Annotated in this window: 10 protein-coding genes; 5 read left to right on the top strand and 5 right to left on the bottom strand. The window is 50.0% G+C overall.

All coding sequences use genetic code 11. The features are described 5' to 3' along the window. Window positions 1-21: 21 nt before the first annotated feature. Complete coding sequence (locus ACYU87_RS06810) at window positions 22-1,392, top strand: cytochrome P450 (protein WP_461133270.1); 1,371 nt, start codon at window positions 22-24, stop codon at window positions 1,390-1,392. A 198-nt stretch (window positions 1,393-1,590) separates the two neighbouring features. Next, the gene (locus ACYU87_RS06815; RefSeq protein WP_461133271.1) at window positions 1,591-1,968 is read left to right on the top strand and encodes an HPF/RaiA family ribosome-associated protein; all 378 of its coding nucleotides are present in this window, start codon (window positions 1,591-1,593) and stop codon (window positions 1,966-1,968) included. 87 nt (window positions 1,969-2,055) lie between these two features. On the opposite strand, the gene metK is transcribed toward ACYU87_RS06815, so the two are convergent. The 4 genes from metK to ACYU87_RS06835 all read right to left on the bottom strand — a co-directional run bounded on the left by metK (window position 2,056) and on the right by ACYU87_RS06835 (window position 6,532). Next, complete coding sequence (gene metK / locus ACYU87_RS06820) at window positions 2,056-3,333, bottom strand: methionine adenosyltransferase (protein ID WP_461133272.1); 1,278 nt, start codon at window positions 3,331-3,333, stop codon at window positions 2,056-2,058. Between the two features lie 85 nt (window positions 3,334-3,418). After that, on the bottom strand, window positions 3,419-4,615 hold the full coding sequence (locus ACYU87_RS06825) for a lycopene cyclase family protein (protein ID WP_461133273.1): 1,197 nt from the start codon (window positions 4,613-4,615) through the stop codon (window positions 3,419-3,421). Between the two features lie 132 nt (window positions 4,616-4,747). Further along, window positions 4,748-5,641 (bottom strand): lipoyl synthase, encoded by an 894-nt coding sequence (lipA, locus tag ACYU87_RS06830; protein WP_461133274.1) that lies wholly within the window; start codon window positions 5,639-5,641, stop codon window positions 4,748-4,750. A gap of 102 nt (window positions 5,642-5,743) precedes the next feature. Then, window positions 5,744-6,532: a hypothetical protein gene (locus ACYU87_RS06835; protein ID WP_461133275.1), complete on the bottom strand. Its 789-nt coding sequence runs from the start codon at window positions 6,530-6,532 to the stop codon at window positions 5,744-5,746. Window positions 6,533-6,737: 205 nt separating this feature from the next. Here ACYU87_RS06835 and ACYU87_RS06840 point away from each other — a divergent pair, with 205 nt between their 5' ends. Next, a complete protein-coding gene (locus tag ACYU87_RS06840; RefSeq protein WP_461133276.1) occupies window positions 6,738-7,172 on the top strand; it encodes an OsmC family protein in 435 nt (144 codons plus the stop codon). 5 nt (window positions 7,173-7,177) lie between these two features. Here ACYU87_RS06840 and ACYU87_RS06845 read toward each other — a convergent pair whose 3' ends face one another. Beyond that, window positions 7,178-7,927, bottom strand: coding sequence for a hypothetical protein (locus ACYU87_RS06845; RefSeq protein WP_461133277.1), 750 nt, complete (start codon window positions 7,925-7,927; stop codon window positions 7,178-7,180). Between the two features lie 629 nt (window positions 7,928-8,556). On the opposite strand from ACYU87_RS06845, the gene ACYU87_RS06850 reads away from it, so the two are divergent. Both ACYU87_RS06850 and ACYU87_RS06855 read left to right on the top strand, forming a co-directional pair. After that, entirely contained in the window at window positions 8,557-9,345 is a 789-nt protein-coding gene (locus ACYU87_RS06850) for a FecR family protein (protein WP_461133278.1), read from the top strand. Window positions 9,346-9,375: 30 nt separating this feature from the next. Continuing rightward, window positions 9,376-12,549 carry a SusC/RagA family TonB-linked outer membrane protein gene (locus ACYU87_RS06855; RefSeq protein ID WP_461133279.1) on the top strand — a complete coding sequence of 1,058 codons (3,174 nt, stop codon included), beginning with the start codon at window positions 9,376-9,378 and terminating at the stop codon, window positions 12,547-12,549. Window positions 12,550-12,565 lie beyond the last annotated feature (16 nt).

The raw sequence follows: 12,565 nt of genomic DNA on the forward strand, positions 1-12,565 counted from the left end.
ATCCTGGATCAGCTGTTCTGAATGGAAACAAGTACCAATCCTGCTCAACCCGTTCCCCTGCACCCCGGCCTGCCCTTCCTCGGCAATACGCTGGCTTTTCTGCGAAATTCGCTCGGCGTGCTGAATACGCTACAGCAGAACCACGACCGTATCGTTCACCTTCGGATTGGCGGACGGAATCAGTATCTGGTACTGAAACCCGAAGATGCCAAACACGTTTTGCAGGAAAACCATCGGAATTATGGTCGCTCACCGGGTTTCGATGTACTTAAAATCTTCCTGGGGAATGGGCTGCTCACCAGCGATGGCGACTTCTGGCGCAGGCAACGGCGATTGGCGCAACCGGCCTTCCACCGGCAGAAACTGGCAGCTCTAACCCAAACAATGATTTCGGAAACAGCCGACTGGCTTGACGAATTTAGTAGCACCAGGCGGAAAGAGCCAGTCAATATTTCGCAGGCATTTATGGACGTAACCATGCGAATTGTCTGCAAAACCTTGTTTGGGTCAGATACTACCGGCAAACTCGACGGTCTTTCCCATGCCCTGGACACGCTCAATTACCTGGCTAACAAGCGGATGCTGTCTCCGATTCGGTTACCTTATTCCTGGCCGACCCCAGATAATCAACGATCTAAACGAGCCCGAATGCTGGTCGATTCGTTTATTTTTGGTCTCATCGACCAACGACGAATAGCTTCTGACGAACGGGATGATTTATTGGGGATGCTGCTCAGTGCCGAAGATGAAGAAACAGGCGAACGAATGTCGGATCAGCAACTGCGGGACGAATCCGTAACTATTTTCTCTGCGGGTCACGAGACTACGGCGGTTTCTATGGCTTGGACAATCCATCTGCTCACCAAACACCCCGACGTACTGGCCCAACTCAAGACCGAGAGCGAATCCGTTCTGGGCGACGCCCGAACTCCGCCACCCGAAGCGTTTCGTGCCTTGACTTACACGATGCAGGTCGTTCAGGAGTCTTTGCGGCTTTACCCGCCCGCCTGGATCATGAGCCGACGAGCCCACCAGGATGACCATCTTGGCCCGTATACGATTCCGGCGGGCGATACGGCGTTGGTCTCCCCCTATCTTCTGCACCGCGACCCGGCTAACTGGCCGGATCCAGATCGGTTCGACCCTGAGCGGTTTGCGCCGGGCGGGCTTAAGGACAGGTTGCACTCGTACGCTTATCTGCCGTTTGGCGGAGGCCCCCGTTTGTGTATTGGCAATCAGTTTGCGCTGATGGAAATGCAGATTTTACTGGCCCTGTTTGTGCGCCGTTTTTCCATTAAAGCCGTCAGTAATCAGCGTATTGTTCCTAAGCCACTCATTACACTTCGACCGAATCAGGCTATTCAAGTCATTTTAGACCAGTTTTACAATTAGACTTTTCGAAGAACTTTGAAGCGAAGCCGTTCCACGAACAACAAGAAGTGTACATGCGTCAACCATTTAACCCATGAAGTAAAGATCAGTCGTGAAACATGGTTGTATCTTTCATAGATGCTATTGACTTTCTGACTGATAAAGCCAACCTTAGTCAATCCATTGATGTTCTGATCAATTCACTTTAAAAGCGACACAATGAGACTACAAATTAATGCCGTAAAGTTTACGGCCGATCAAAGCCTGTTAGATTTTATCCAGGCCAAACTCGACAAGTTAGACACATTCCATGACCGTATAATCGGTGGAGAGGTGTTTCTAAGGCTGGATGGAGCCGACTCCAACAAGGTTAAGGAGAAAATAGTAGAGGTCAGGCTAATGTTGCCGGGCAAAGAACTGTTCGTCAAAGAACACGACAAAAGTTTTGAAAGCGCAACGGACCGCGTAATGGATGTGCTGAAGGATAAGCTCGTTCGGTTCAAACAGAAACGTAACGACATTTCCAGTCCGGCTATTACAGAAGCTAAAACGAAGATAGAAGACGAAGATGAGGTCTTTGAAACCGACGAGTTATAAACGAATGTAACGGTACAATAAGCAGAAAAGCCACTCCTGATAGAGTGGCTTTTCTGCTTATCATGCGGGTAGAAACCCAATCACGTCTTACAAGCCAAATTCAGTTTTCACCTGATCAACAAAGTCCAGCTTTTCCCAGGTAAACAGTTCTACTTCAACTTCTTTTGTTTGCCCGTTGGCGCCAAACGTTTTCTTGACGACCTCGTTCTTACGGCCCATATGTCCATAGGCAGCCGTTTCAGAATAGATTGGGTTTCGCAGCTTAAGCCGCTGCTCGATAGCGTAAGGCCGCATATCAAAAATGGCAGCTACTTTCTCGGCAATTTCACCGTCGCTTATTCCTACCTTGGACGTACCATACGTGTTCACATACAAACCACAAGGCTTGGCAACACCGATGGCATAAGAGACTTGCACCAGTACCTGATCGCAAAGACCGGCAGCAACCAGGTTTTTGGCAATGTGCCGGGTAGCATACGCAGCCGAACGGTCTACTTTGGAGGGGTCTTTTCCGGAGAAGGCACCACCACCGTGCGCGCCTTTGCCACCGTAGGTATCCACAATGATTTTCCGGCCTGTCAGACCCGTGTCGCCGTGGGGACCACCGATAACAAATTTACCCGTTGGGTTGATGTAGTACGTAATGTTATCGGTAAACAAGCCATGAAGTTCCGCTTTCTGGGCGGCCTTCACGCGGGGAATAACAATATTGATAATATCATCTTTGATCTTAGCCAGCATCGTTTCGTCATCGGCGAAATCATCGTGCTGCGTTGATACCACGATGGTATCGATGCGGATAGGCTGGTCGTCGTCCGAATACTCGATCGTTACCTGCGACTTGGCATCGGGCCGAAGGTAAGGCATCAGCTCGATCTCATTGTTGCGGATTTGCGACATCTCACGCAGAATGGTATGGGCCAGATCCAGCGGCAACGGCATGTAGTTATCCGTTTCGTTGGTAGCATACCCAAACATCATACCCTGATCGCCCGCGCCCTGTGCGTTGGCCAGCGTTTCAAAATCGGGATTTTCAACCTTACGATCAACGCCTTGGTTAATGTCGGCCGATTGATCGTGAAGGGCCGAGAAAATACCGCATGAGTTGGCCTCAAACATGTATTCACTCTTGGTATAACCAATTTTACGAATGACCTCGCGTGTAATCTTCTGCACGTCCAGATACGTATCCGTCTTGATCTCTCCCGCCAAAACGACCTGCCCTGTTGTAACGAGCGTTTCGCAGGCTACTTTACTGGACGGATCGAAAGCAAGGAAATTATCAATCAATGCATCGGAGATTTGGTCAGCAACTTTATCGGGATGTCCCTCGGAAACAGATTCGGAAGTGAAGAGATAAGGCATTGCGCTATCTATAGTACTTGGTTGTAAAGTGCAAAGCTACGAGTTTCTGTATAGGGGACAAGCTACTAATTAAGCCTGATCTGGCTTACCCAACTATCTTTCGGCGTAATACATCGAAAAAGGCACTGAGGAAAGGCACAAATGGCATTGTCGTAAATAGCCGTAATTCGTCCAGAAAGCTTGTTTCCTCATCCAGAAAGGTGAAGACACGCCCCGGATTCTCGGTGTAGACACGCGTAAAAATGTCATCGGCCGGGTGACGATGCTTTTCCAGCACATTCAGAAAAATACTATCATATAATTTAAACCGGCGGGCAAACCAGGGGGCAGGGCGATGGGGCTTGCCCGTTTTTACCAGGTTTTGGACAATCGTCTGTAAGTATCGTTGCGTCCGCTGAAATGTATAGCCCGTTGACGCCTTTGTGTAGCCGCCCGATGTGCCAATTCGAACAATGTGATCTGATGGAACTTCGGGAGCCGATTCGTCCGACATAGGGATTACGCCGTACTCCGTTTCGCTGATCTGGTAAGCGCCAGGTTTTAGAAACTGATCAATATACTGCCGCAATTCAACTTCGTATTCTCCCTCCGTGATGAGTTTGTCATTAAAGAGTGTAAACTCAACCAGCGCCGTTCGTTCATCGAACGGTAGTACGTACATAAACCGGCAGTCGCCGTGTTGTGACACCCGGAAATCCATTATTTCGGGGTGGCGAGGATCAAAACAGGCCAGCTCGGTCTTGATCACCCACCCTTTAAAGTGTTGCAGCAGGTTATGGTTTTCGGGCTGGTCCAGCTTCAGTAGAAATGTGCTATCAAACACATAATCAGCAATGTAAGGCTCATCGTCGGCAATCACGAATCCGCCTTGTGGCGTATCCTTAATTCGGTTAATAGTAGCCTGCTTTCGCTCGATTGTCGGGTATTTGGCCAATTCGTGTTGTACAAACTCGTAAAAGTCAATACCCCGCAGCATCTTGTACTGGTAGTCACCCATGTCGATGGGCCCGGTGTAGGTTGTGCCATGAAAGCTGACCGTATCCCAGGAGCGAAACAGAATGGATTCGAAAGGAGTCGATCTGGGTGCCATTTCCGATACGTCTTCCGAGCGGGCGGGCGCACGTTTACGATCCCAGAAACACCAGGTGCGGTCGTTGCTGATTTTAGCCTCCCGCTCCAGAATTAAAATGCTTCGGTCACGCAAGGGTGACTGACTCAGATAGTAGGCCAGGCTCAGACCCGCCATGCCCCCTCCTGCAATGATGAAGTCGTATTTTTTCATGCAGCAAAGAAAAAGTCCGAACCCAGGGCCCGGACTCTCTTTTCTAAATCTGAAATAAGCTTAATTGTTCAGAAAGTTGAAAAAGCTATGCGCAGCTAACGCCTGGCTCCAACAACTTTCCTCTGAACAGTTTTATACGTGTACGTGCTTTTCGGCATGATAACTTGACCGAACCAATGGCCCCGACTCGACATATTTCAAGCCGCGCTGCAGTCCCTCTTCGCGGTATTTGGCGAATGTTTCGGGATGAATCCACTCAATCACTTCGTGGTGCATTTTGGTTGGCTGCAGGTACTGGCCCAGGGTCAGAATATCGAGCCCGTTTGCCGCCAGATCATCCATTGCTTTGACCACCTCATCGTACGTTTCGCCTAGCCCGAGCATAATACCCGACTTCGTGCGTTGGCCGTATTCTTTGGTCCGGCGAATTTGCTCAAGACTACGCTCGTAGCGAGCCTGCGGCCGAACGCGCCGATAGAGCCGCTCAACGGTTTCCATATTGTGCGAGACAACTTCCTGGCCCGCTGAGATCATTCGCTCGAGCGCTTCCCAATTGCCCTTCGTGTCCGGAATCAATGTTTCGATAGTTGTGGCTGGCGATGCTTCCTTAATCAGCCGCACCGTCTGGTACCAGATCTCGGCACCCCGATCTTTCAACTCATCCCGGTTAACAGACGTAAGAACGGCATGTTTCACCTTCATAAGCGTAATGGCTTCGGCTACACGACGAGGCTCATCGGTATCATATTCGTTGGGGCGCCCGGTTGCTACAGCACAAAATGTGCAGCTTCTGGTACATACGTTCCCTAAAATCATAAACGTAGCCGTACCGGCACCCCAGCATTCACCCATGTTTGGGCAGTTACCGCTCTCGCAAATTGTGTGGAGTTTATGTTCGTCCACCAGCTTGCGAACTTTAGCGTATTCTGGGCCGATGGGCAATTTTACACGAAGCCAGTCGGGCCGTTTTGGGGCACCCGCCCGGTTACGTTGTTGTTCGGAGGGTATTACGGGTAGTTCAATCATGTCACCTCAATCCTTTCCAGCAAAATTCGTTTTTCGGGCGTAAAGTTCACTAACTGGTCCGTAGGAAGCAAAAGGAACGCGGAGGTGAGCCTGCATCAACTATTATTTTTTGCTGCCAAAAAATAAGGTAATGTAACCTGTTGTAAAGAAGCTTCGGTTTCCGTCCTCACGTCGGCCGGTCGGGTCCGGATTTGGTATAATCACGATTTTATTAGGAAAGGCCTCAGCCAGAAAGCCAATTTCAACGCCCGTGGTATTGTTCCGGAAAGCGCTTAGTTCGAAACTAAGCGCTGCTTTCAGGTTTAACCCAACGGTTAGTTTTGATTCGCCAATTCCCTGAAAAAAACCACCAGCTCCCGTAACCGTTTCGCCGGCAGACGTAGCAAATCCGTTGACCTGTGATGCCGGTACGGTACGGGTCTGATTGCCGTAGGAAACTTCAAGATAATAAGGCTTAATAATACCCAGCGATGGGCCCGCGGCCAGAATGCCACTGATGGCGATTCCCTCGTCTGCGCTACGCTGGAACAGTTTTACTTCCCGGCCGTAGGAAGGCCGCAGAACGAACAAATAGTTTTCTTTCCCGTCGAGATAACCGGAGCCAATGTTATTGATGGATGAGCGGAGTTCTTTCGGATGTTTTACGTTGACCAGTTCAACGCTGAGATACCGGTATTGAGGCATGCCGAACAGTGAACCGGTCAGCTGCTTGGACTGCCGGAAGGCAAATCCACCCACAATACCCGAGTTGGTGTTTGTGGTGATACCGAACGTCGTTATTGTCGTATAATTATCATCCTCAACCACATCGGCCTTTTGCGCTGCGGCTCGTTGCCCTGGCAGAAGCGAGGTGCCTATCAGCAAGCCCAGCAATACGTATATAGTTCTCATCGTCGTAAAATCCAGAAATAAAAATACCATTTTTTGCGATCGTTAGCAACATCAGATCAAAGTATTAGCGTAACTACCCCCTAATCTATATGTTTATATTCGGCAGGGCGGAAAGTGACAAAGGCTGTACGTTGTAAATTTGCCGGGCAACCGTAACCGCTTGCGTCAATTTTTTATCACCGATAAACCGATTACCTACAGTTTTATGGCTACAATTCATATCGATTACCTGGGTGAACTGCGGACCGAATGCATTCATCTGCAATCAGGCACGCACATGAACACCGATGCGCCGACCGATAACCAGGGCCGGGGTGAGGCCTTCTCGCCGACCGACTTGGTTGCTAACGCGCTGGGAACCTGCATTATCACAACGATGGCTATTTTTGCCCGGCGGGATGGTATCGAGCTGAAAGGCAGTAAGCTGGATGTGACAAAAATCATGACCAGTCAGCCACCCCGGCGCATCGCCCGCATTGACATTGACCTGACATTACAGGCCGATGCATTACCCGATGAAGCGACCCGCTCCCGTCTCGAAGCCCTGGCGCATACGTGCCCGGTAGCCATCAGCCTGAACCCAGCTATTGAACAGGCCGTGAGCATCCGGTGGGAAGAAAGCGCTTCTGTTCCGGAGTAGCCAGACTACCGGACCTTATCGACCTTTTTTCGTTTTTGCCGCCAGCGCTTTACGTCGGCGGTCAGGTTTTCGAGAAAGAATGAAGGCCCTACGGATATGTAAAAGCCGGTATAATTAATCTGGCTTTCCGGAACATCCCGCTTTAGAATAAATCGGTAGCCTGTCAGTATGTTAAGCCCGAACCAGTGCAATGGACGAAGCCATTGTACTACCGGAAACTGATAGGCTGCCGATACCCCTACCCCCAATGGCAGAAAAACACCCCTGGCCACTTCATTTTTACCCGCCTGGTCGTCGTTGACTTCGTATCTGGAATGGCCGTAGCCGAATTCGATGGGCATACTCACTTCAAACGCTTTTCGCCGAAGCAGATAACGCTCATAATAAACGGTGGCTATTCGCAGACGGCGTGTAACAGACTCCGACGTGTTAGGTAACAAACCCGGATGGTCAATGCGCTGGTTGACGAAATAAAAACCGGCCCCCGCCTTAAAGCTGGCTGACCGCCCACCCTGAAGAGCTGGTCTGTCGCGTTGCGCCGGAAATAAAAAACCCGCCCTGATACCGTATACGCTAACCGGCACCCGGCGATTATCTTCGGTTCGGGTATCCTTGAAGAAAAAGAAACGTTGATCAGTAGACGCCGTAAACGTCAGCGATTTGGGTTCGGCCAACCGAATAGCCGTTGTGTCGGCGTAACTACCGATAATCTGGTCTACGTTTCCTGCCCGCACCTGCGAAAGGGCCAATACCATAAAAAATGAGGCATAGGCAGTGTGCACAAAGCCTCGAAAAGTCGCCCGCCAAGTTTGGTTATTTTTTTCCATTGTTCTGATGAACTCTTAACCAATAAATCGGACAATGGTTAGAATACCCCCGTGGCGGTTACTTGTAAATCAGCCCAATACAACTAATTCGTAATAAAACAACGGGCACAAAGGCAAAGTCAGATCGCAAAAGCATCGTACGGGCGGTTAAATTCAACCGTTAAGTCTATAAATACCAGCCACTACGGTATACTTACTATAAGATTAATACAATATTAACCTTTCGTCATTTTTGTTTACGCGTCTCGTTAGCTAACCCTCAATTTTGCTGCAGACTAGATTTCTTACAACAAAATCTGCTACGTATCCTGTCCGAAAACGTTCCCGGTAACGCTTGCATAAAAAAAATCAGGTTTTTTCTTTCTATTATCTACTATTATGAACAAAATTACAATGATGCTACAGAAACTGCCATCATAGCTCCATTCGGATCGTCCTTAAATAGTCCATAATTCATATAAACTCTAATCCACCCTCTTTTGATGACCACAGACCCATTCTCATAAGTAGAAACCCTTACGCCCGGCGCTTTGGCTAACACGAAACTGTTGTATACCGTGTCATACAAGTCATATTCTGCCTACAGCGCTGAAGAGTTCGCTCTTGACGACCTGTTTGTCCGATGGGTAAAATACCCTGAAGACGAGGAGGTAGCTTCCTATTGGCAACTATGGCTTTTGAACCATCCCCACCAGGAAGACACGATTGAGACAGCACGTGAGTTGATTCACACAGGTAGTATTTCGAATCTGTCCGACTTGTCAGCAGACGATGTTTCATCGGTATGGGGTCGAATTCGCGAGTCGCTCCAGACAATGGATGATGTTCGCCCGCTTCAACCCGACGTTCGGGCCGTTGTTGGCTGGTGGTACTTTATCAGAACGGCCCTGGCTGCATCGGGCGTGATTGCGCTGATTGGCTGGGCTCTCTGGATGCAGTACGGCCCCAATCAATCCGTCTGGAGCATTAACGCACCGGCTGGTCAGACCCGTCAGATTCGCCTGCCCGACAACTCAACCATGACGCTCTATCCCAACAGCAGCGTTCGGTACGCCAGAAGGTGGGGTGATGAAACGCCAAGAGCCGTTTGGCTGAACGGAGAAGCTGATTTTGCGATTACGCACCGGGGTGATACCTCGTCGGCGCGCCTGTTCAGAGTGCATACGAGTGGCCTTACGATTGAAGCGCTCGGCACCATTTTTCGGGTGCGGCAACGGCCCAAAGGTACGTACGTGGCCCTGACATCGGGGCAAGTCAGCTTACTGCTGAAGCACCAGGAGCCTATTCAGCTCAACCCCGGTGATGCAATCGAGGTAGCGGCTGGTACGGCCAAAAGCTTACCTTAATAAACAACCTTTACCCTAATCTACCTTAACATGCAGACAACTATTACCCAACCACCACGCCTGGCGTGGCTCTCTCTGCTTGGCCTGACGGCACTCGTGCTAGTAGGCCAGCCCGCCTTTAGCGCTCCCCCAACATTTCCCGAAAAGAACCTCATTAACCCTGAACAAGAGCGTATTATAACGGGAAAAGTCTTATCGTCGGATGACAATACAGGGCTCCCCGGTGTAAACGTCGCCGTGAAAGGCACGACGCGTGGTACCACCACCGACGCTAATGGTGACTACCGCATTTCGGTAACCAGCAACCAGTCCGTGCTGGTTTTCTCGGCGGTTGGCTTTACCACCCAGGAGGTTGCCATTGGCAATAAATCAGCCGTCAACCTGACGCTAAGTACCGATACCCGGGCCTTGAACGAAGTTGTTGTCGTGGGTTATGGTACGCAGAAAAAGAGTCAGACAACGGGAGCAATTTCATCGATTACCCCCAAGCAAATCACCGAACAACCCATCACCAACATTGGTCAGGCCATGCAGGGCCGGGTTGCCGGTGTAGACGTGGCGCAGTCGGGAAGCCGACCTGGTTCCGTACCGACAATCCGGATTCGCGGACGGCGTTCGTTCAATGCGGGAAATGACCCACTCTACGTAGTAGATGGTATTCCAATGATTGGTGGCCGGAACGAGCTTTCACCCAACCGCCCCTCTATTTTAGGAAACACGCTGGATTTTGTTTCGAGTGGTTACGAGGACATAAATCCAAATGATGTCGCTTCAATGGAAATCCTGAAAGATGCGACGGCGACGGCTATCTACGGGGCTCGGGGTGCTAATGGCGTTGTGCTGGTTACCACCAAACGAGGTAGCCCAACGGGCAAAACGACAATCAGTTACGACAACTATGTCGGGGCTACCAACGCTTTGGATAAGATTCATCTCTTCAGCGGATCTGAATTTGCCGAATTCGTGCGGGAAGCTTACCGGACCACGGGTAATTACAAAGACGCCAACGGCAATGCGGTTCCGACAGGTGTGGCGGATGCTTATGCCGATTCAAAGGTGGCGGTTCTGGGTGGTGACCCCAATGTAGCCACTGGCATAGCTGCTGGGCGCAATACCGACTGGCAGTCATTAATTCTGAAGCAGGGCATTCAACAGAATCATTCGCTGGGCGTTCAGGGGGGCAACGAAAGAACCCAGTTTTATATTTCTGCGGCCTATTTCCAGGATAAGGGAATTATGCCCGGCCTGGATTTCACACGTTATTCCTTGCGAGCCAACATTGACCACCAGATCAATAAAGTGCTTAAATTGGGTATTTCCTCTTACATGATGTACAGCCTGCGTAATGGAGCCACTCTGAATCCGTACAATTTTACGCTTCAGCAAAATCCGCTTGGTCGCCCCTACGACGACAATGGCAATTTGATTTTCTCGCCCACCAACGATGCATTGCTTACCAATCCACTGGCAGAAGTGGTGCCGGGTGCACAGGTAGACCAGTACAAAAAATACCGCATCTTCAATAGTATCTACGCCGAGGTAAACATCCTTGATGGTTTAAAATACCGGCTCAATGTCGGGCCCGATTTTACCATCCAGCGTAATGGACGATTTATCGGCGCCCAGACGAATGCCCGCAAGGGGGGCGAACCACAAGCCGCTACCACCAGTCAGTTTGGGTTCAACTACACCATTGAAAACATACTGACGTATAACAAAAAGATTGGAGAGCATACCTTCGGTCTTACCGCGCTGCAATCCATTCAGCGCGATAATTTCGAGTACAATTTCATTAGTGTACAGGGAATTCCCGCCGAAACACAGTCGTTCTTTAATGTAGGAAACGCCAGCTCGGTATTGGGAGTAGGGAGTAACTTAATTCCGTGGACCATCAACTCCTACATGGGTCGTATCAATTACGATTACAAGGACAAATACCTGGTAACAGCCACGCTGCGTCGGGATGGATCGACTCGATTCGGGGTAAACACGAAGTACGGTAATTTCCCCGGTATAGCCCTGGGCTGGAATATCAACAATGAAGACTTCATGAAAGGGTCTACCTGGATCGATCTGCTGAAATTGCGGGCCAGTCGCGGTTCGGTGGGTAACCAGGGGGTTCCACCTTTTCAAACGCAGGGGCTGCTGGGCCGCACGGTATACGCGTTTGGCAACACACCCGCTTATGGGTACCGCCCCGAAACGATTGGTAATCCTGATTTACAATGGGAAGCCTCAACCACCACCAACGTTGGCGTCGATTTCAGTTTGTGGCGCGGTCGGGTATCGGGTGCCATCGAGTTGTATCAAACGAACACAACCAATTTATTACTCTCCGACCAGTTACCGACATCCACCGCGTTCAACGCCGTAACACGCAACATTGGCGCCACCCGAAATAAGGGCCTGGAAATCAGCGTATCGACGGTAAACGTGAACACAAAGAGCGGCTTCAAATGGACGTCTGATATCGTCTTTTCTAAAAACAGCGAATCAATTATTTCCCTGTTCAACGGTGCCGTTGATGACGTAGGTAACAAGCGGTTCATTGGCAAGCCACTAACGGCATTCTACGATTATAAAAAAGCGGGTATCTGGCAGACGAACGAAGCCGACGCGGCTAAATCATACCAGAGTGCTGTCGGTCAGATTAAAGTGCAGGATACAAATGGCGATGGTCGAATTACGGCCGATGACCGCGTGTTCCTGGGCTCCGACATTCCAACCTGGAGTGGTGGTATTACGAACCGGTTCAGCTACCGAGGGTTTGACCTTAACTTCTTTATTTATGCCCGGGTTGGCCAAACCATCCTGAGCGGTTTCCACCGCGACAATAACCAGTTGGCTGGTCGCTATGAGCAAATTAAAGTCGATTACTGGACGCCTAATAACCCGACGAATGAGTTTCCCCGCCCGAACTCAAGCCAGGAGTTTCCTGTATACAACGCAGCCATTATTTACTTCGACGGTTCGTTCGTAAAAGTGCGGAACATCAACTTCGGCTATACGTTTCCGGCCAGCATTACGTCAAAACTTCGTCTGCAGTCGCTGCGGTTATTTACCAGCATTCAACAACCGTTTATTTTCTCATCCTACCGGTCGAAATACAATGGTGTCGATCCCGAAACGAGCGATGGAACGGTCAGCAACGGTGTAACGCCGGCGACCCGCATAACGACCTTTGGCCTGAACGTTAAATTCTAAGCGTGCAGCTTGTAAG

The sequence above is a fragment of the Spirosoma lituiforme genome, from assembly GCF_054776635.1.